The sequence below is a fragment of the Tabrizicola sp. genome, assembly GCF_041911175.1.
GTDB lineage: Bacteria > Pseudomonadota > Alphaproteobacteria > Rhodobacterales > Rhodobacteraceae > Tabrizicola.
In genome coordinates this window covers 1-20169 of sequence record NZ_JAYRPN010000111.1, presented here as the reverse complement: position 1 = coordinate 20169, position 20169 = coordinate 1, and the positions used below count along the sequence as shown (strand labels likewise).

19 protein-coding genes are annotated in these 20169 nt (G+C 67.3%); 7 read left to right on the top strand and 12 right to left on the bottom strand.

From position 1 onward, the window contains the following. Positions 1-34: 34 nt before the first annotated feature. From ACE3P6_RS15330 to ACE3P6_RS15315, 4 genes are all read right to left on the bottom strand, one after another. The gene (locus ACE3P6_RS15330) at positions 35-1171 is read right to left on the bottom strand and encodes a serine/threonine protein kinase (RefSeq protein WP_374396662.1); all 1137 of its coding nucleotides are present in this window, start codon (positions 1169-1171) and stop codon (positions 35-37) included. Positions 1172-1651: 480 nt separating this feature from the next. After that, positions 1652-3208, bottom strand: coding sequence for a CRTAC1 family protein (locus ACE3P6_RS15325; RefSeq protein WP_374396660.1), 1557 nt, complete (start codon positions 3206-3208; stop codon positions 1652-1654). Beyond that, positions 3208-4527 (bottom strand): phosphatase PAP2 family protein, encoded by a 1320-nt coding sequence (locus tag ACE3P6_RS15320; protein WP_374396657.1) that lies wholly within the window; start codon positions 4525-4527, stop codon positions 3208-3210. Before ACE3P6_RS15320 ends, ACE3P6_RS15325 begins: the two co-directional genes overlap by 1 nt. A 61-nt stretch (positions 4528-4588) precedes the next feature. Next, on the bottom strand, positions 4589-5962 hold the full coding sequence (locus ACE3P6_RS15315; protein WP_374396655.1) for an NAD(P)/FAD-dependent oxidoreductase: 1374 nt from the start codon (positions 5960-5962) through the stop codon (positions 4589-4591). A gap of 125 nt (positions 5963-6087) precedes the next feature. Between ACE3P6_RS15315 and ACE3P6_RS15310 the strand changes: the two genes are divergently transcribed. The 6 genes from ACE3P6_RS15310 (at position 6088) to ACE3P6_RS15285 (ending at position 10539) form a co-directional block, all read left to right on the top strand. Beyond that, on the top strand, positions 6088-7662 hold the full coding sequence (locus ACE3P6_RS15310; protein WP_374396653.1) for a N,N-dimethylformamidase beta subunit family domain-containing protein: 1575 nt from the start codon (positions 6088-6090) through the stop codon (positions 7660-7662). Positions 7663-7721: 59 nt separating this feature from the next. After that, positions 7722-8336 (top strand): heme ABC exporter ATP-binding protein CcmA, encoded by a 615-nt coding sequence (ccmA, locus tag ACE3P6_RS15305; protein ID WP_374396651.1) that lies wholly within the window; start codon positions 7722-7724, stop codon positions 8334-8336. Between the two features lie 73 nt (positions 8337-8409). Beyond that, positions 8410-9066, top strand: a complete 657-nt coding sequence (gene ccmB / locus ACE3P6_RS15300) for a heme exporter protein CcmB (protein ID WP_374396649.1) — start codon at positions 8410-8412, stop codon at positions 9064-9066. Positions 9067-9120: 54 nt separating this feature from the next. Then, positions 9121-9849: a heme ABC transporter permease gene (locus ACE3P6_RS15295; RefSeq protein WP_374396646.1), complete on the top strand. Its 729-nt coding sequence runs from the start codon at positions 9121-9123 to the stop codon at positions 9847-9849. Next, a complete protein-coding gene (ccmD, locus tag ACE3P6_RS15290) occupies positions 9849-10007 on the top strand; it encodes a heme exporter protein CcmD (RefSeq protein ID WP_374370993.1) in 159 nt (52 codons plus the stop codon). The genes ACE3P6_RS15295 and ccmD overlap by 1 nt, the downstream gene beginning before the upstream one ends. Continuing rightward, entirely contained in the window at positions 10000-10539 is a 540-nt protein-coding gene (locus tag ACE3P6_RS15285; RefSeq protein WP_374396644.1) for a DsbE family thiol:disulfide interchange protein, read from the top strand. The genes ccmD and ACE3P6_RS15285 overlap by 8 nt, the downstream gene beginning before the upstream one ends. A gap of 138 nt (positions 10540-10677) precedes the next feature. Here ACE3P6_RS15285 and ACE3P6_RS15280 read toward each other — a convergent pair whose 3' ends face one another. After that, positions 10678-10818: a hypothetical protein gene (locus ACE3P6_RS15280; protein WP_374396642.1), complete on the bottom strand. Its 141-nt coding sequence runs from the start codon at positions 10816-10818 to the stop codon at positions 10678-10680. Positions 10819-10932: 114 nt separating this feature from the next. Then, positions 10933-13680, bottom strand: coding sequence for an aconitate hydratase AcnA (acnA, locus tag ACE3P6_RS15275; protein WP_374396640.1), 2748 nt, complete (start codon positions 13678-13680; stop codon positions 10933-10935). A gap of 177 nt (positions 13681-13857) precedes the next feature. Between acnA and ACE3P6_RS15270 the strand changes: the two genes are divergently transcribed. After that, positions 13858-14553 carry a DUF1223 domain-containing protein gene (locus ACE3P6_RS15270; protein WP_374396638.1) on the top strand — a complete coding sequence of 232 codons (696 nt, stop codon included), beginning with the start codon at positions 13858-13860 and terminating at the stop codon, positions 14551-14553. Between the two features lie 52 nt (positions 14554-14605). Here the strand turns inward: ACE3P6_RS15270 and ACE3P6_RS15265 are convergent, their stop codons facing one another. The 6 genes from ACE3P6_RS15265 to purB form a co-directional block, all read right to left on the bottom strand. Further along, a complete protein-coding gene (locus tag ACE3P6_RS15265; protein ID WP_374396635.1) occupies positions 14606-15493 on the bottom strand; it encodes a lysophospholipid acyltransferase family protein in 888 nt (295 codons plus the stop codon). 12 nt (positions 15494-15505) lie between these two features. Beyond that, positions 15506-16381: a DMT family transporter gene (locus tag ACE3P6_RS15260; protein WP_374396632.1), complete on the bottom strand. Its 876-nt coding sequence runs from the start codon at positions 16379-16381 to the stop codon at positions 15506-15508. Between the two features lie 209 nt (positions 16382-16590). After that, positions 16591-17679, bottom strand: a complete 1089-nt coding sequence (locus ACE3P6_RS15255) for a flagellar motor switch protein FliG (RefSeq protein WP_374396630.1) — start codon at positions 17677-17679, stop codon at positions 16591-16593. 51 nt (positions 17680-17730) lie between these two features. Then, the gene (locus ACE3P6_RS15250; protein ID WP_374396628.1) at positions 17731-17889 is read right to left on the bottom strand and encodes an adenylosuccinate lyase; all 159 of its coding nucleotides are present in this window, start codon (positions 17887-17889) and stop codon (positions 17731-17733) included. Positions 17890-17904: 15 nt separating this feature from the next. Next, positions 17905-18438: a tetratricopeptide repeat protein gene (locus ACE3P6_RS15245; RefSeq protein WP_374396625.1), complete on the bottom strand. Its 534-nt coding sequence runs from the start codon at positions 18436-18438 to the stop codon at positions 17905-17907. Between the two features lie 98 nt (positions 18439-18536). Further along, positions 18537-19841, bottom strand: a complete 1305-nt coding sequence (purB, locus tag ACE3P6_RS15240) for an adenylosuccinate lyase (RefSeq protein ID WP_374396622.1) — start codon at positions 19839-19841, stop codon at positions 18537-18539. Between the last annotated feature and the right edge of the window lie 328 nt (positions 19842-20169).

Here is a 20169-nt window from a genome sequence, read left to right as displayed (position 1 = left end):
GCTTCGCCGCGTTGTCCGGCGAAGCTGAGCGGGTTCAGGTCAGGACCGACCAGAGGAGCGCGATCCCGGCAACGAGGAAGACGGCACCTGCACCGATGGCATAGCCCATGTTGTCCTGCAGGAACCCGCCCGGGGCCGCAACCGACTGGCGCGTGACGGGCCGGGTCTTCAGCTTCGGCGGTTCATCGGTCAGCGCGGCGGGCAGCGGTCCGCCTTCTTCGCCGATGCGTATCCAGTCCAGCCAGTCGCCCGCCGACTGGATACGGTCCTTCGGCATGACGCGCACCGCCTTGTCGATGGCTTCCAGAAAGCCCGGCGGATAGCCCTCGAACCGCCCGGCGAGCGGCTCGTAGGGATCGGGCTCGCCCTCGGCCACGCGCGCCAGGCGGCGCTGGCTTTCGGGCGGGGCCTGTCCGGTGATGACATGGTAGACGGTCGCGCCCAGCGAATAAAGGTCGCTCGCCGGGCTTTGTTCCGCCCCGGTCAGGTAGAATTCCTGCGGCGAATAGCCTTCCTTGATCACCCGTCGGCCGGTCAGGACACGGGTTGCACGCGCGACCTGTTCGCTGGCGGCGCCGAAGTCGATCAGGATCGGGTTGCCGGACTTGTCGATCAGCACGTTGTCGGGCGAGATGTCGCGATGCAGGATGCCGACCTGATGGATGAATTCCACCGCGCTGAGCATCTTCTTCAGCAGGGTGACGATCTGGTCGGGCGTGAAGGCCTGGTCGGTGGAATCGAGGATGTCGTGCAGGTCGCGCCCGTCGATATAGTCGATGGCCATATAGGCGGTGTCGTTGTCCTCGAACACCTGATGCACGCCGACGATGTTCGGATGCACCAGCCGCGCCAGGCTTTTCGCCTCGGCCACGAAGCTTTCGACGAAGCCGCGGAAATCGCCCTGGTGCTTGCGCGACCGGGCGCGCACCAGACTGGTCGACCGGCGGCAGAGCGCGTTCGGGAAGCACTCCTTGATCACGACCGTGCGGTCGAGACTGTCCTTGGCCAGATAGGTGATGCCGAAGCCGCCGCTGTTCAGGAAGCCTTCGATTGTATAGTGCCCGCCCAAGAGCTGCGTGCCGGGCTTCAGATCATCGGCAAAAGAGTCGGGATCGACCCGGCCCAACTCGTTTTCGAGCTGATTGCTGATCTGTGTCGGACCCTGTGTCACGGTTCATTCCTACTGGGCTGGCCACTCATCACGAACGACGGCGCAACGAGGACAGCGTCGCGCCAGCGTAAACAGGTCTACTTTCTCACCGGTAAATCCGCTCCGCCCTCAGTGGCGGATCGGCATGTGTCCCGGTTCCATTGTAGCGCTTGACGCTGCGTCCGCGCAAACCCGCTGCGTGGGCCAGCGACAGGGTCGAAGGGCCCGGGACCGGCAACGCGAGGGGCCGGGGGCTTCGCGGGGGTGGCTGGGCGCATGCAAGCTGTTGATTGCAAACGCTTTAATATCCAGTCTGGGAGCCCGTGCATAGGCGTTTGCAAAATGCACACTGTGACAAAAACATCAAGGATACCAGAGGGATGCGCCGCGATCTTGCCTTATTCCCCGAAGCGGATCGACCGCCGCGCGCAGGTGAATTGGGAAACAATACCTCAGGTTGCGCGCCGATTCAGCTGCCCGCAACCCGAAGCGATTCGCGGATCAATGTGGCATCCAGACCTTGGGCGGGGCGCCGGGACGCAGGATCTGGAAGCTTCCGGCGGGCAGGCTCTGCCACTCTCCCTCGGTGCCGTCCGGCCAGATGACCCGGATTTCCGCAGCGTCCGCCGCGCCCAGCCCGAAATGCAGCCAGCCGTTCGAGCCAGAGGCATGCCCGCCGCCCGAGGTGATCTCGTGCCGCTCCACCGCTTCGCCGCGCCGGAGTTCCACCACGGCGCCGATGGCGTCGCGGTTGACCCCGTCCTGCACCAGCCGCAGTTCCACCCAGGCCGCGGCCTCGCCCGTCTGCCGCCAGACCTCGGCCCCGGTCCAGCGGTTCTGCACCACGAGGTCGAGCTTGCCGTCGAGGTTCAGGTCCACCACCTGCGCGCCGCGTGATACGGCCAGGCTGGCCACGCCGGCCTTGTCCCCGGCTTCGGCAAAGGTGCCGTCGCCGACCGCCAGCAGCAGGTTGTTCGGGTCCCTGGCGGCGAAATCCGGCATCCGGTCGACGTTGCCCTTGGCGATGAACAGGTCCTGCAACCCGTCGTTGTTCACGTCGGCAAACTGGGCATGCCAGGCGGTCGAGGCGTTCTGATCCCCGCCGGTATAGGGGCGGTGCGCGGTGACGCCCGAGGGAAAGGCGATGTCGGCAAAGTCGGGCTTGGCCGCAGCCGGATCCTTCAGCACCTGCAGCTTGTTGTCGGCCATCGAGGTCAGGAAATAATCCGGGTAGCCGTCCAGGTTCACGTCGGCACTGGCGATCCCCATCCCCCAGATGCGCAGGCGCTTCCAGCCGTCGTCCTTTTCCGTGTAAAGCCTCGGCGGCTGGCCCGGCTCCAGGTGCCACATCTGCTCTTGCCCGCCCTTGTAGTATTCGCGGTCGTTCGACACCCGCAAGCTGGGGTGGCCGGAACGGTTCCAGTCGGTGAAGAGCATCGACAGCGCGCAGTAGGACGGGGTCAGCGGGATCGGCGCCGCGAAGCGTTGCCCGTCCGGGCGATGCAGCCAGTTGTCGGTGCAGGAGCCCCAGGGGAAGGCCTCCGCCGTCCGGTCGATGTAGTTGCCGATGGCCAGCGTCGGCCAGTCCTGCCCCTTCTCCCAGATCGCCGCAAAGGCGGTGGACCAGGCATCGCCGCCGTCGAAGCCCCAGGCCTCGTTGGCCGCTTCGAAGCGGCAGTTGCCAAGGCCGCGCAGCAGCTTGTTCTCGCCCTGGCGCAGCACGACAAGGTCCATCACCCCGTCGCTGTCGACGTCCAGGGGATAGGCGCCCAGCACGGCGTCCAGCGTGATCGCGTCGGTCTTCTCGAAGGCCAGCGCGCCGCCTTGCGGGCTGCGGTTCAGATACAGTGCCGATGGCGCCGCGCCGCCGGACAGGAATACCTCGGGGAAGCCGTCGCCCGAACAGTCGAAGGTCGCGACCCCTCCGCCCGCCATGTATTCCCATTCGCCGTCATAGACCGTGGCAAGGCCCGCGGTCTTCGTCTCGTCGGTGAACTGCGGGATGAGAGGCTCGGCGCAAGCCGGGGTCGCCAGGGCCAGGAGCAACAGCGCCCGCATCAGGCTTCGGTCTGCAGGGCGGCGGCGTGGACGGCGACGGCGCGGCCCTGGTCCAGCCCGATCTCGTTGCTGAAACGGTAGTGGATGCCGCCATACATCCGCGAAATCGCGGCCTCCTCCGCCGCCGCGCGGAACGACGGGAAGCTGCGCACCGGCAGGCCGTCGTCCTCGTGCGTGGCATCGTCGAAGGCGAAATCCTCGCCGAAGATCGCGGTCAGCACGGCGGAGGCCGCGCCCGACTGGCAGGAGTGGCCCGAGGTGTACTCCGGGAAGGGCGGCGTGATCAGCAGCGGTTCCCAGGCCTTGTCGATGTGGCGCTTGATGTAGGTGACCGGGCGCAGGAGGTTGTAGCGATACTTCGTCGACCAGCAGGAGATGAAGGCATCCGCCTGCGCGACGCCCAGCTTGGCAAGCGTCGAGGCGATGGTTTCCACCGGCAACGCGTCGCGGTCGGCGATCTGCATGACGATGGAGATCCAGTGCCCGGCAGGCGTGGAGGTCAGCATCGCGTCATCCGACCAGAAGCGCGCGACAAGCTTCTGTTCGTCGGTCAAGGCGCGGCCGGTGTCGTAAACCTCTTGCACGAAGCCGCGGAAGACCGATCCCGTTGCCTCGTCATAGGCGGGATGGTCCGGGGCATCCTGCGCCTTGGTGTCCGGCATGGCGAAGGGGCGGTTCCTGCCCCAGTCGGGCAAGAGCGGCGCCTGCTGCAGCCGGATCGCGCTGGTCGGCACCCAGTCCTGCGGGCGGGTGCCGGGGGTGTAGTCGCGCGGGAAGCCCATGTTGTCGATCACCGCGCCGCCGTCGGTTCCGGCCCAGGCCAGGACATGTGCCGCCACGGCTTCGCCATGCGCGACGCTGCGTGCCACCGCGTCTTCCGCAATGCCGTCGCGGGCGGAGCGGCCCATGATCTCGGCCATCTTCAGCATCGCGCGCTGCCCTGTCGGGCCGGTGTTGGCGAACAGCCCCTGCACGGCGGCGTTCAGCGCGGCATGCAGTACGCAAGGCTCGTCAAAGTCGCCCTCGCCTCGGGCGGGCAGGGGGGAGAGGTCGGTCAACTGCCCGGCCAGGCTGCGCAGGCCGGGGTTGCCGGTTGCCAGCGCCTCATGCGCGATGACGCCGATATAGCCGAAGCTGCGGGCGGCGACCGGCGGCACATAGGTCGCGGTATGGCGGACAAGTTCGAGGATCAGCTTGTGCCAGGTCAGCAGCACCTCGCGCGAGACATCGGCGCGGGCGGCGGCGCGCGCGGGCCGGAGGCTCAGCGCGAAGGGTGCCGCGACGGTCAGCCCCAGGACCTGGCGACGATGCAGCTTCATGGTGTCCTCCCATTCTGCAACGTTTGTCTCACGGAGCAGGGAATTTTGCAACAAACATTGCTTAACCGCGCCCGGTCAGCCAGTTCCCCAGCTTCGCAAGCTTCGACGGCCCGGCGCCGGGCCTGTCCTCCTGCCGGTCGGCAGCGTTCAGCAGCGCATACATCCCGTGCACCCCCAGCCAGCGGATCGGTTCCGGCTCCCAGCCCTTCACCCGGCGATTGACCCAGGGCAGATGCGCCAGGTCGGTGTCGCGGCCGAGCGCAAGGTCCGCCAGTGTCCGCCCGGCAAGGTTGGAGGTCGAGACGCCCACGCCCACATAGCCCCCGGCCCAACCGATCCCGGTCTCCGGGTCCAGCCCCACCGTCGCACACCAGTCGCGCGGCACGCCGAGGACGCCGCACCAGGCATGGTCGATCTTCGCCCCCTGTGCGGCCGGGAAATGCCGGTGCAGGATCGCGGTCAGCCGCCGGATCGTCTCGGCATCCGGGGCGCCGTTGGTGTCAAGGCTGGAGCCGAAGCGATAGGGCACCCCCCGCGCGCCCACCGTGATCCGGCCTTCCCGCGTGCGCTGGCAGTAGCAATAGGCATTGGCGAAATCCCCCACGATCTCATGGCCTTGCCAGCCGATCCGCTCCCAGACCTCCGGGGGCAAAGGCTCGGTCGCGATCTGGGCCGAGTTCAGCGGCAGCCACTCCCGCTTCAGCCCCGGCAGGCCCGCCGTGAAGCCTTCGGTGCAGCGCAGGATCACCGGGGCTTCCACTTTGCCGTGGTCAGTTGTGACCACGCCCGGCTGAAACTCCGTGACCGTGGTCCCCTCGACCAGCCGCACCCCTAGCCGCTCGACCGCCTTCGCCAGCCCCCGGACCAGCTTGGCCGGCTGCACCCGCGCGACGTTCGTCACCACCATCGCCCCCAGCGCGCCGGGGATGCGGATGCGCTCGGCCAGGTCGGCGGCGCCCATCTCGAAGACCCGGCCCTCCTCGCCCCAGTGGCGGCGGTGCGCGACTTCGGCCTGCATCCGCCCGACCTGCGCGGGTTTCGTCGCCACCATCAGTTCGTCCGTCCGCTGGATGTCGGCCTCGATCGCCTCCGCCTCGGCGACGCGGATCACCTCGTCCACCGTACCGTTCATCGCCTCGACCATCGCGCGGAGGGCATGTTCCGAGGAGGTCTCCAGATAGCGCGCGTGGTTCCAGGCGAAGCCGCCGGTCAGCCAGCCCCCGTTCCGCCCCGAGGCGCCGAAGCCCGCGAAATCCTTTTCGATCACCAGCACATCCAGCGCCGGATTGGCCCGCTTCAGGTAGTAGGCGGTCCAAAGCCCGGTATACCCCGCCCCGATGATCGCCACATCCGCCGTCGTATCCCCCGCCAGCACCGCACGGCGGAAGGGCAGGCCGATGTCGGCATACCAGAAAGAAACGTCCCCGATCCGCATGATCCCCCCTTTTGTCGAGAGAGAGGGGCACAGGGTCCGCCGCATTTCAAGGGCCAAGCGGTGATTTGCCCCGTTGCCAAGGCCCCGGCGCCCGCCGATGCTGCCGGAAAAGCAGGGAGCAAGACATGCAGGGCTTCTTCGTCGCCGGGCCGTTCGACGATGGCGATCCCGTAACAGGGCATTACTACGAGATGGCCTCGGACGACCCCGCCCGCCCGCAGGTCTGGGGCTATACCGCTGCGCTCTCCTATGCGCCGGGCGAGACCTTGCGCCTGCATGCCATGTCTTCCGCCCCTTCGGCCCGACTGACGATCCAGCGTGACGGGCTGCTGCCCCGGACGGTGCTGGAGACGACGATCCCCACCCGCTTCGCCGCCACCCCGGCCGACTGCTCGGTCACCGGCTGCGGCTGGCCGGTCGCCTTTGAAACCACGATCCCGCCGGACTGGCCGACCGGGGTCTACGCCTTCACCCTTGCCGTCGACGGCCACGAAAGCCGGGGCATGTTCGTCCTGAAACCCGCCCGGCCCACCGCGAAACTCGCCCTGATCCTCGCCACCGGCACCTGGTGCGCCTATAACGACTGGGGCGGGTCGAACCATTACCAGGGCCTCACCGGCGCTTCGGGGCAGGACTTCGCGGGGGAGGTCAGCCTGTTGCGCCCCTGGGCCAAGGGCTTCGTGCGCTGGCCCGAGGATGCGCCCCGCATCCCCCATGCCTCGCCGCCCCTGACCCGCCCGCGCTATCCGCATATGGACTATGCCCGCGCCAACGGCATTTCCAAGAAATACGCTTCCTCCGGCTGGGCGGCCTTCGAGCGACCCTTTGTGCTGTGGTGCGAGGGCCAAGGTATCGCGCTCGACTACTACACCCAGCACGACCTGCATTCTGCCCCCGGCTTCCTCGATGGCTACGCCCGCGCCGTGATCGTCGGCCATGACGAATACTGGACCTGGGAAATGCGCGACCATCTCGACGGCTGGCTGGACCGCGGCGGGCAGCTGGCGCGCTTCGGCGGCAATTTCTTCTGGCAGACCCGGCTCTCGGCGGACCTCACCACCCAGACCTGCTACAAGACCCGCGCCGAGGCGGAAGACCCCCTGGGCGCGACCGACCGGCTGACGAGTTACTGGGACCACCCGCAGGCGGGCCGTCCGGGGGTGGCGACGATGGGCCTGACCGGCAGCATGGGCGTCTACGCCGGGTGGAGCCGCTGTGCTGCCCACGGTGCGGGCGGTTTCACCCTCTACCGCCCGGATCACTGGTCGCTGCGGGGCACCGGGCTTGGCTACGGCGACGTTCTGGGGCGCGCGTCGAAGATCTTCGGCTACGAGGTCGACGGCATCGACTACGAGACCCGGCAGGGCCTGCCTTACCCGGTGGACCCGGCCCTGAAGGGAGAGTTGACCATCGTCGCCCTCTCGCTGGCGACCACCCTGGCGCATTCCACCGGGCCGGAGGACGCGGACCCTTTCATCGGCAGCCTCGACGCAGAGGAGGTCGCCTTCACCAAGTACGGTAAGGTGACACCGGAGACGCTGGGCCTCGCCAGCCGGGGCAACGGCTGCATGGCGGAGTACCGGCGGGGCAGGGGAGCCGTCTTCAACGCAGGCTCCTGCGAATGGGTCGCGGGATTGATCGCCCGCGAAACCCCGGTGGAAACCGTGACGCGCAACATCCTTCTCGGCGAGTGGCAATAGCGTCGCGGGCTTGACCAATCCCCTTTTCGCCCGCCGCCGCATCGGATAGGCACGGCGCCATGTTGAGCCTCAAGAACCTTGCCGTGGCACGTGGCGGCGTCACCGTGCTGCGCGGCTTGACCCTGTCGGTCACGCCCGGCCAGGCGCTGATCCTGCGCGGACCGAACGGGTCGGGCAAGACCACGCTCCTGCGCACGCTCGCGGGCCTGCAACCGCCCGCCGAGGGCGGCTATGACTTGCCCCCCGACAGCGTCGCCTATGCCGCCCATGCCGACGGGCTGAAATCCACCCTGACCGTGACCGAGAACCTCGCCTTCTGGTCGCGCATCTACGGCGGCCCCGGCATCGACCACGCCCTTCGCGCCCTGAACCTGACCCAGCTCACCCGCCGCCGCGCCGGGGAGCTTTCGGCGGGCCAGAAACGCCGCCTCGGCCTCGCCCGGCTGCTGGTCACGGGCCGGCCGCTTTGGCTGCTGGACGAGCCCACCGTCAGCCTCGACGTCGCCTCCGTCGCGATGTTTGCAGAGGTGGTGCAGGACCATCTGGCCAAGGGCGGCCTTGCCGTCATCGCCACCCATGTCGACCTTGGCCTGCCCGAGGCAACCGTGCTCGACCTCGACCCTCACCGGGCGCGGGACATCCAGAACACCGGCTTCGACGAGGCTTTCGCATGATGCGTCGCACCGGGTCCAGCCGTCGGAGCCTCCGGCGGGAGTATTTGGGCAAAGAGCAACTGCAGGGGCGGTCATGAAGGCGCTTCTCCTCCGCGACCTGCGCCTTGCGCTGCGCTCGGGCGGCGGCTTCGGGCTGGGGCTCGCGTTCTTCTTCCTCCTCTCCGTGCTGGTGCCGCTGGGCGTCGGACCCGAAGGCGGGATGCTGGGCCGCATCGCCCCCGGCATCCTTTGGGTCGGCGCGCTGCTGGCCTGCCTGCTCTCGCTCGACCGCATCTTTGCGCTGGACCACGAGGACGGCTCGCTCGACCTCCTCGCCACCGCGCCGATCCCGCTGGAGGCGGTGGTCGCGATCAAGGCGCTGGCGCATTGGCTGGTGACGGGCCTGCCACTGACCCTGATCGCACCGGGCCTTGCCGTGCTCTTGAACCTGCCGCCCGCAGGCTATTCCTGGCTGGTCCTGAGCCTTCTCCTCGGCACCCCGGCGCTCTCGGTCATCGGGGCCTTTGGTGCCGCGATCACCGTGGGGCTCAGGCGCGGCGGGCTGCTCCTCAGCCTCCTCGTCCTGCCGCTCTACGTGCCCACGCTGATCTTCGGCGGCGAGGTCGTCCGGCGCGGGGCCGAGGGCATGGCGCTGGCCACGCCCCTTGCACTTCTCGGCGCGATCAGCCTTGGCGCGGCGGCGCTCCTCCCCTTCGCGGCGGCCAGCGCGATCCGCGTCAATTTGCGCTAGTCTGTCGCGCGATGGTGTGTTGAGCGGCAACCCGGAACAGGATAGGCGAACCCCATGTCGATCTGGGAATATGCGAACCCGAAGAAGTTCATGCAGACCTCGGCCTGGGCCCTGCCCTGGGTGGTGGGGCTGACGATTGCGCTGCTGGTCACGGGCCTTGTCTGGGGCTTCTTCTTCACCCCCGACGACTACAAGCAGGGTGCGACGGTCAAGATCATCTACCTGCATGTCCCCTCGGCGATGATGGCGATCAATGCCTGGGGGATGATGCTGGTCACTTCACTGATCTGGATCGTGCGGCGCCACCATGTCTCGGCCCTGGCCGCCAAGGCCGCGGCCCCGGTGGGGCTGACCTTCACCCTGATCGCGCTGGTCACGGGGGCTTTGTGGGGCCAGCCGATGTGGGGGACCTGGTGGGCCTGGGACCCGCGGCTGACCTCGTTCCTGATCCTGACCCTGTTCTACTTCGGCTACATGGCGCTCTGGGCCGCGATCGAGGACCCGGATACCGCTGCGGACCTGACCTCGATCCTCTGCCTCGTGGGATCGGTCTTCGCGCTTCTGTCGCGCTATGCGGTGCTGTTCTGGAACCAGGGGCTGCACCAGGGGGCCTCGCTGTCGATGGACGAGCAGGAGAACGTGGCCGACGTGTTCTGGCTGCCGCTCTTGGTCTGCATCGCGGGGTTCATCCTGTTGTTCGTGACGATGGTTCTCCTCCGCACCCGGACGGAGATCCGGTCGCGGCGGTTGAAGGCGCTTCTGGCGCGGGAGAGGGTGGCGTGATGCCGGAGCTGGGGAAATACGCCTTCGCGGTGCTGGGGTCCTATCTGGCGACGGCGGCGCTGATCGCGGTGCTGGTCGGGCTGACGCTGTGGCAGTCGGCGCGGATGAAGCGGGCGCTGGCCGAGGTCGAGGCGCGGCAGGGGAAGATCGATGGCTAGATGGCTGATGGTGCTGCCCCCGGTCCTTTTCGCCGGGCTGGCGGGGCTGTTCTATTCCGGGATGCACCGGGAAAACCCGGGCGAGTTGCAGTCGGTCTTCGTCGGCCACCCGGCGCCTGCGGTGCCTGCGACCACGCTGCCCGGCATTCCGGGACTGACCGAGGCCGAGCTGCGGTCGGGCAAGGTGACGGTGGTGAACTTCTGGGCGACCTGGTGTCCGCCCTGCCGGGCCGAGCATCCGGTCTTGAAGAAGATGGCCGCCGACGGGGTGCGGGTCGCCGGGGTGAACATCCGGGACGACGACGAGAAGGCGGTCGCCTACCTGGCCGAGGAGGGCAATCCCTTCTTCGCCGTGGCAAGCGATCCGGCGATGCGGGGGGCGATCGACTGGGGGGTCACGGCCCCGCCGGAGACCTTCATCGTCGGCGGGGACGGGACCGTGCTGTTCCGCTTCGTCGGGCCGCTGGTCGGGACCGACTATGAGGACCGTTTCGTGCCGGAACTGGAGAAGGCGCTGGCCGGGCAGAAGTGATGTCCACGGTGGACAGAATTTTCGACCAAACGATTTCAATGCCTTGCTTGCGGACGTTCAGGGTTTTTTAACTTTTGAGGGCCGTGGATTGACCCCGCGTGAAGGAGCGCGGGAAGGGATATCCCTGCAATTCGTGCGTCAGATCAGGGCCAGCACGATGACGAACGCCAGCGCCACAGCGAGGGTCAGGTCGACGGGGGCAAGGGCGGGCAGGGCCCGGCTTGCGCTGTCGGGTCTCAGCGCAGCTTGCGGACGGAGCGGCGGAAAACGGCTGGGCATGGTGCAAAGCCTTCTGGCTGGGAATACAGGGCCAGACTGTGCGCCAAGGTGAGAACAAAAAGTGAAAGCCCGGCGGTGAACCGGGCTTTCGATGGAAACACTGCGTTTCCGAAATCAGGAGGCCGCGAGATTCCGCAGCACATAGTGCAAGACGCCGCCGTTCTCGACATATTCGATCTCGATGGCGGTATCGATCCGGCACTTGAGCTGGATCACCTTCTCGGTCCCGTCCGCGTAGCGGATAGTGCAGGGGACCTGGCTCAGCGGCTTCAGCCCGCCCTCAAGTCCGGCGATGCTGACCACTTCGTCGCCCTTCAGGCCAAGGGTCTTGCGGTTTTCACCGGGCAGGAACTCGAACGGGATCACGCCCATGCCGACGAGGTTGGAGCGGTGGATCCGCTCGAAGCTTTCGGCGATCACCGCCTTGACGCCGAGGAGCGCGGTGCCTTTCGCGGCCCAGTCGCGGCTGGAGCCCGCGCCGTACTCGATGCCGCCGAAGATCACCAGCGGCGTGCCTGCCGCCTGGTATTCCATCGAGGCGTCGAAGATCGAGGTCTGCTTGCCGTCCGGCCCCAGCGTATAGCCGCCCTCGACCCCATCCAGCATCTCGTTTCTGATGCGGATGTTGGCGAAGGTGCCGCGCATCATCACCTCATGGTTGCCGCGCCGGGCGCCGTAGCTGTTGAACTCGGACACCGGAACCTGCCGTTCGGTCAGATACTTGCCGGCCGGAGTTGAGGCCTTGAAGGAGCCGGCGGGCGAGATGTGGTCGGTGGTGATCATGTCGCCGAGAAGCGCCAGGATACGGGCGCCGGTGACGTTCTTGATCACGCCCGGCGTCTTCGACATGCCCTGGAAATAGGGCGGGTTCTGGATGTAGGTCGAGGTCGGTGGCCAGTCGTAGGTTTCGGCTTCGGTGACCTGCACCGCCTGCCACTTGGCATCGCCCTTGAACACGTCGGCGTATTTGGACTGGAACGCCTGCCGCGTCACGACCGAATGGACGATGTCGGCCACTTCCTTGTTCGTCGGCCAGACGTCCTTCAGGTAGACCGGGCCGTTGCTGCCCATGCCCAGGGGTTCGCTGGTCAGGTCGATGTTCATGTCGCCCGCCAGCGCATAGGCCACGACGAGGGGTGGCGAGGCGAGGTAGTTGGCGCGCACGTCGGGGGAAATCCGGCCCTCGAAGTTGCGGTTGCCCGAGAGGACGGCCGCGGCCATCAGGTCGCCCTCGTTGATCGCCTTGGAGATTTCAGGCTGGAGCGGGCCGGAGTTGCCGATGCAGGTGGTGCAGCCGTAGCCGACGAGGTTGAAGCCCACGGCATCAAGGTCTTCCTGCAATCCGGCGGCGGCGAGGTATTCGCCCACCACCTGCGATCCGGGGGCGAGCGAGGTCTTGACCCAGGGCTTGCGGGTCAGGCCAAGCGCGCGGGCCTTGCGCGCCACCAGGCCGGCGCCGACCATCACATAGGGGTTCGAGGTGTTGGTGCAGGAGGTGATGGCGGCGATCACCACCGAGCCGTCGCGCAGCTTGTAGTCCTGGCCCTCGACCGTCGCCGTCTTGCGGCAATCATGCGGGGCCACGACCACGCCGCCGCCTTCACCCTGCATCTCGCGGGCGTCGGTGCCGACATCGACGCCGCGATAGTCGGCGACGGTCTTGTAGAAGCCCCGGGCGGCGTCGCCGAGCGGCAGGTAATCCTGCGGGCGTTTCGGACCGGAGATGGCGGGCACGATGCTGCCCATGTCGAGGTTCAGCGTCGAGGTGTAGACCGGGTCATAGTCCGGGCCGCGCCACATGCCGTTTGCCTTGGCGTAGGCCTCGACCAGCGCGATGCGCGACTCCTCGCGCCCGGTGTTGCGAAGGTAGCGGATGGTTTCGCCGTCGATCGGGAAGAAGCCGCAGGTGGCGCCATATTCCGGGGCCATGTTGGCGATGGTGGCGCGGTCGGCCAGGGGCAGGTGATCCAGCCCCTCGCCGTAGAATTCGACGAACTTGTTCACCACGCCATGCTTGCGCAGCATCTGCACGACCTTGAGCACGAGGTCGGTGGCGGTGGTGCCCTCGACCATCTTGCCGGTCAGCTTGAAGCCCACGACTTCCGGGATCAGCATCGAGACCGGTTGGCCCAGCATCGCGGCCTCGGCCTCGATCCCGCCGACGCCCCAGCCGAGGACGGCAAGGCCGTTGACCATCGTGGTGTGGCTGTCGGTGCCGACGAGGGTGTCCGGGTAGGCGACCACCTGGCCGTTCTGGTCGGTATCGGTCCAGACGGTTTGCGCCAGGTATTCCAGGTTGACCTGGTGGCAGATGCCGGTGCCGGGGGGCACCACGCGGAAGTTGTTGAACGCCTTCTGGCCCCATTTCAGGAAGACGTAGCGTTCCATGTTCCGCTCGTATTCGCGGTCGACGTTCATCTGAAAGGCGCGCGGGTGGCCGAATTCGTCGATCATCACCGAGTGGTCGATGACAAGGTCGACGGGGGAGAGCGGGTTGATCTTCTGGGCATTGCCGCCCAGGCCCTTGATCCCGTCGCGCATCGCGGCAAGGTCGACCACGGCGGGGACGCCGGTGAAGTCCTGCATCAGCACGCGGGCCGGGCGATAGGCGATCTCGATCGGGTTCTGGCCGCCCTGCTTGCCCCAGGTCGAGAAGGCCTTGATGTCATCCACGGTGACGGTCTTGCCGTCCTCGAATCGCAGCATGTTCTCCAGCACGACCTTGAGGCTGGCCGGAAGCTTCGCGAATTCGCCCAGGCCCGCGGCCTCGGCGGCCGGAATCGAGTAATAGCTGACCGTCTGTCCCCCTGCCGTCAGGGTCTTGCGGGTCTTGGAAAGGTCTTGTCCAACGGTGACGGTCATCTCTGGCTCCTGAAGAAGGCGGCTGCTGCGGCGTTGTATACCATTGTATGCCGAATATCCAGCCCCGCTTTTGGCGTTCCTTAAAGCATATGACAGGTCTCTCGCAAAACCTTGATTGGCTCGTGTCGCCGCGCAATCCTATAACCGGGTCGGGGACCAAGGATCAGGATAGGCACCATGCGACATTTCGTCAGCGCCGCTTGCGGCCTCTGGCTGGCGGCCACGGCCCAGGTGCAGGCAGAGCCGGTGGTGGTGGTGGAGCTTTACACCTCGCAGGGCTGTTCGTCCTGCCCGCCGGCGGATGAATTCCTGGGGATGCTGGCCTCGGACCCGCGGATCCTGCCTTTGGCGCTGCATGTGGATTATTGGGACTATATCGGCTGGGAGGACAAGTTCGCCCTGGCCCAGTTCACCGACCGGCAGAAAGCCTATGCCCATGCCGTCGGCAGCCGGACGATCTACACGCCGCAGCTGATCATCGGCGGGGCCGACCGGATCGAGGGCTATTCGCCCGAGGAAACCGCGGAACGGCTGCGCGACCATCTGGGCGCGGCGACGCCGGTGCGGCTGACGGTGACGCGCGAGGGCGACAAGCTGGTGATCCGGGCCGAGGCCGACCCGCCGCTGACCGAACCCGTGCGGGTGCAGCTGGTGCGCTACAAGCCGGAGGAGACGGTGACGATCGAGCGCGGCGAGAATGCCGGCAAGACGATCACCTACCGCAACATCGTGACCTCGTGGGAACCCTTGCAGGACTGGGGTGGCACCGCGCCCCTGGAAGTCACCACGCCCTATCCGGGTGACGAGCCGGGCGCGGTGATCGTGCAGACCGCCGGTCCGGCGGCGATCCTCGCGGCGGCGCGGGTGGAGTGAGGCGCAGGGTGCGCTACGAGCCGCACCATCCGACGGTGTGTTGTGGCGCAGCCTACAGGGTGCCGCCCTTCCAGCGCCGGTGAATCCAGAACCACTGGCCGGGATGGGTCGTGACCCGCTTCTCCAGCGCCGCCGTGACCTCGCGCATCATTGTCTCGGCGTCGGAATGCGGCACGGGGGCGTCCAGTTCCACCCGGAAGCCCAGCCCATCAGGCTGGCGGGTTGCGAAGAAGGGGATCAGGTCCGCCTTCAGCCGCAGCGCCAGCTCCGCCGCCGACAGCGCCGTCCGGGCGGGATGGCCAAGGAAGGGCAGGGCGGGCGCGCCCGGCACGTCCTGGTCGAAGAGCAGGACCAGTTGCCCCCCTTCCTTCAGATGCCGCACGAAGCCTGCCGTCCCGGCCCGGCCCTGCGGGAAGACCGGGCCGCCGAAGGCCTGCATCGTCTTGACGTAATGCGCGTTGAAATAGCGGTTCGACAGGTTGCGGTAGAGCCCGCCGATGTCGAAGCCGCGCGCGACCAGCGCCGCCCGCGCGGCCTCGTAATTGCCGAAATGGCCCGAGACGAGGATCACCGGGCGCTTGTCGTTCCGCGCGGCGATCAGGGCGCCATAGCCGGGGCCTTCCGGCTCGATACTGCGGGCGCGGGCGGTGAAGGCGCGGGTCGAATAGTTCTCGATCAGCGTCCGGCCCGCATTGTCGAGCGAGGCCGCCGCGGTGGCATTGCGCTCGGCCTGCGGCTTGCCGGGCCAGATCAGCGCAAGGTTTTCGCGCGCCCTTCTGTCGTAGCCGGCGAAAGGCCCGATCACCCGCCGCATCAGCCAGCCGGTGAAGCCGACGCGCCAAGGGTAGGGCAGGGCCAGCGCCAGCCCGATCAGCCCGCGCGCGGCGAGGTTGACCAGGAAATGGTCCAGTCGGAACGGGGGATCGCTGCCGTCTGACATCGGGGCCTTGGATCAGGACGCGCGCAGCGCCCGGGTTTCGCGATGCCAGACATAAAGACCGGCCCCCACGATCACAAGCGCGCCGACCACCGTCCAGCGGTCGGGCCACTGGCCGTAGAGGACCGCACCCCAGACGGTTGCGAAGACGATGCCGAGATAGGCGAAAGGCGCGACGATCCCGGCCTCGGTGATGGAAAAGCTGCGGATGATGCAGAGCTGCGCCGTTGTGCCGAGGCAGGCGATCAGGCCGAATTTCCACAGGTCTTGCGCTGCGACGGGTTCCCAGACGAAGGGCAGCGCGGCCCCGGCGGCGATGCTGCCGAAAAGTGCTGCATAGATCATCGAGGCCCAAACGCTTTCCTGCGCGCCGATCTTGCGGGTGAGCAGCGCCGAGGTGGCGTAGGAGAGCGCGCAGCAAAACGGCAGGAGCGCCCACCAGGTGAAGACCCCGGCGCCGGGCCGGATCACCATCAGCGCGCCGATCAGCGCGACGGCAACACCGGCGACGCGGCGGGGGCCAAGGTGTTCGCCAAGGAAGAGGGCGGCGCCAAGGGTGATCAGGACGGGGTTGAGATCGGCGATGGCGGTCGCCTCGGCCAGGCCGATGTAGGGCAGCGACAGGAAGAAGAAGGTGGTTGCCCCGAACTGCGAGGCCGAGCGCCAGAAATGCAGCACCGGGAAGCGGGTGCGCAGGACCGGGCCGATACGGTGGCGCAGGATGAGAAGGACGAGGGTCAGCTGGCCGATGAAGCGCACCCAGATCACCTGCGGCGCCGGGTAGCGGTCGATCAGCCCCTTGGCGGTGGCATCCATCGCGGTGAAGAGGAAGATCGCGGCGATCATCAGGGCCACGCCGCGCGTGACGGAAGGGGTGGGGGCGGCGGACATGGGGCGGTTGTAGGGGCTGGGACTGGGGGGCGCAAGGGTGGGGCGTCATGACGAGTTGGGCGTGATAGGCGAGGCCGGGTGCAGAATCGGATTGAACGATCCTTCTGCGAAAGTTCATGGGGAGGATCGGGGAAGGTTCTTTTCGGCGATCCCTTGAAAACGGTTTTCGCAGAAGACTGGTGCTGGCTGTCGGCGGGTCTGCCCCCCGCCTACTCCTCATCCGGCTGGATCAGGGTGATCTCGCCGCTGGTCTCCAGCGTGCGGATCGCGGCGATGATCGCGGTCATCGCTTCCTCGGCGTCCTTGTCCTTTACCCGGCCGCGGGTGCCCATCTCTTCGCGCAGGCCCTGCGCCAGGCGTTGCGAGATGTTCGCCAGGATGAACTCCGCCGCTTCCTCCAGCCCCGGCTTGCCCGTCGCGGCGGCCAGCGCCGTGACCAGCAGCGGCTGGTCGACCAGGCGGGTGATCTTCGGCGTGTCGCGGGGGTTCAGCCGCGCGGGGATGTGGACGAAGGTGAAGATCGCCTTGCGCACCTCGGCGGCAAACTCGGCATCCTCGGCCTCGAGCCCTTGCAGCACGTCGTCGCGTGTCAGCGTGGGCGAGACGTTCAGGATCGCGCCCACCCGTTCCACCGGGCCCTGGTCGAAGGCCTTGGGCGGCTGGTTGTCCAGTTCGGCCAAGAGCGCCGCGCCGATGCGGCGGACGGTTTCGGGATCGACATTGCCGGTCATCGACACCGCATAGGCCACCCGCCGCGCCCTTTCGCCGGGAAGCTTGCCGAGGAGTTCCGCCGCCTTGCCCACGGGCAGTTTCGACAGCATCACTGCGCCGACCTCCACCGCCTCGTTCACCAGGATCGGCAGCAGGCGGTCGGGGGGCAGCGCGGTGATCCGTTCCCACGGGTCGATCTTCGAGGAGGTGGAGGACATCCGGCGCAGGCGCTGGGCGGCGGATTGCGAGATGTGGCCGTCCATCATGGAAAGCGCGCCTTCGATCCCGCCGGGGAAGGCGAGGCCCACCGTTTCCAACTCGGTCAGGAATTCGGCGACCACATCGTCCAGCGTCGCCCGGTCGATCAGCCGCATCTGGCCCATCTGTTCGGCCAGCGCCGCCTGCATGTGTTCGGGCAGGGAGGACAAGGGCAGCGAGGTGCCCTCGGTCAGAAGGTAGCGCACGATCACCGCCGCCTTCTGCCGGGGGCTCAGCACCCGTTTCTGCGGCGGCGGGACCGAGACGATCCGACGTTCCGGGGTGATCCGGGCAAGCGGCACCATGTCCTGCGGCATCGGGGTCCTCATCGATTCCTCTCGATGGAACCCTCGCAGCCCCGGGTTAACAGGGGCTTGACGTCAGCTGGTGGGTTTTTCCACGCAGGTGCCCGAGGCGGCATCCCAGATCATGCCGGGCATGCAACTGGCGGCGCTTTGATGGTCGCCCCGGCATTCGGCAAGGGCGAGGCCGGGCAGGAGGCCAAGGGCCAGCGCGGCGAGCAATGTGGCTGTCTTCATCGGATCCTCCATGCGTCAGAAGGTGTAGGTCACTCCGGTCTTGATGGCGGTCGCAAGGGCGGTCTCGGCCCAGGTGCCGCTGCCGCCATGCGCGCGGATCTGGGTCAGTTGGTCGCCCGCCAGCGCCAGCTCGTCCATCTGGACGAGAAGCTGGCCGTAGTAGCTGCGGGCGAGGTTGTTCGCCGGGTCGAGCGCGATGGCGCGTTCGTAGGCGGTGATGCCTTCCTCGACATGGCCGGTCTGGCGCAGAAGGAAGCCGCGGTAGGTCATGACGCGGCTGGTTTCGCCCTCGCGCATCGCGGCAAGGACCATCGTCGCCTCGTCATAGCGACCGGCATAGGCCAGTTCCCGCACCGCGCCGAAACGCTGGTCGTCGTTCAGGCTTTGGTCCTCGGCCTTGATGCAGGTCTTGGTCTTCTCGTCCCAGACAGTGCCCTTTTCGCATTTGGTCGTGGTTTCGGTGGGGGTCGGCGGCTGGCTGTCGTCGCTGCCGGCCGCAAGGGCCAGATGCGGCATGAGGACAATGGCAGCGGCAAGGATCATGCGCATGGGCGTCCCTTTCGGCAATTTGACGAAAGGTAGCACGAATGCCGCCGGGTCAAGCGGGGAAAGTCGCGCCTCGCTTGACCCGCCGGATCACGGTTGCGTTACGCGCCGAACACCCGGGCGAAGATCGTGTCGACATGCTTGGTGTGATAGCCGAGATCGAATTTCTCCTCGATCTCTGCCGGGGATAGCGCCGCTGTCACCTCGGGGTCGGCCAGCAGCTCGGTCTTGAAATCCGCGCCCTTCTCCCAGACCTTCATCGCGTTGCGCTGGACCAGGCGGTAGCTGTCCTCGCGGCTGACGCCCGCCTGGGTCAGCGCCAGCAGGACGCGCTGCGACATGACCAGTCCCTTGAACTTGTTCATGTTCTTCAGCATGTTCTCGGGGTAGACCACCAGCTTTTCCACCACGCCCGCCAGCCGGTTGAGCGCGAAATCGAGCGTGATCGTGGTGTCGGGGCCGATCATCCGCTCCACGCTGGAATGGCTGATGTCCCGCTCATGCCAGAGCGCCACGTTTTCCAGCGCCGGAACCACCGCCATGCGCACCAGCCGGGCGAGGCCGGTCAGGTTCTCGGTCAGGACCGGGTTGCGCTTGTGCGGCATCGCGGACGAGCCCTTCTGGCCGGGCGAGAAGAATTCTTCGGCCTCCAGCACCTCGGTCCGCTGCATGTGGCGGATCTCGATGGCGACGTTCTCGATGCTGCTGGCGATCACCCCCAGCGTCGCGAAGAACATCGCGTGGCGGTCGCGCGGGATGACCTGCGTCGAGATCGGCTCGGGCGTCAGGCCCAGCATCTTGCAGACATGCTCTTCGACGCGGGGGTCGATGTTGGCGAAGGTGCCGACCGCGCCGGAGATCGCCCCCGTCGCCACCTCGGCCCGTGCCGCAACCAGCCGGGCGCGATTGCGCGACATCTCGGCGTAGAAGCGTGCGAAGGTCAGGCCCATCGTCGTGGGTTCGGCATGGATGCCATGCGACCGCCCGATGCGGAGGGTATCCTTGTGTTCGAAAGCCCGGGCCTTCAGCGCGGCGAGAACCCGGTCCAGCCCCTTCAGCAGCAGGTCGGAGGCCCGGACAAGCTGGATGTTCAGCGTGGTGTCCAGCACGTCCGACGAGGTCATCCCCTGATGGACGAAACGGGCATCCTCGGCGCCGATATGTTCGGCGAGATGGGTGAGGAAGGCGATCACGTCATGCTTGGTCACCGCTTCGATCTCGTCGATGCGGGCCACGTCGAACTGTACGTCCTTCGCGCGCCAGACGGCCTCGGCATTGGCCTTCGGGATCACCCCGAGTGCTGCCTGCGCATCGCAGGCATGGGCCTCGATCTCGAACCAGATCCTGAAGCGGGTTTCCGGGGACCAGATCGCCACCATCTCGGGGCGGGAATAGCGCGGGATCATGGGGGCAACCTTTGGTCAGGGGAAGGTGCCGCCCCCTTACGCTGCAGGCCATAGCGGTGCAAGCCTCTGGCCCCCGTCGCGGGACTGTCATCGAACTGTTGCCAAAGCCGCAACGCATTTATGCCGCAGTGATCGGGTTACTGGATGGAGAAACGGCAGTATGGCCGCCGGGCAAAGCGGCGAAGGGCAGGCGGATGGACGACGAAGGCAGGGTCTGGCAACAGGTGATCGGGATCGCGCTTGGCCTTGCGGTGCTGGGGCTGGCGGGGGGGTACCTGGGCTGGTTGCATCCCTTGGGCGATTCGCTCTCGGTCGGGCGCGGGGCCGC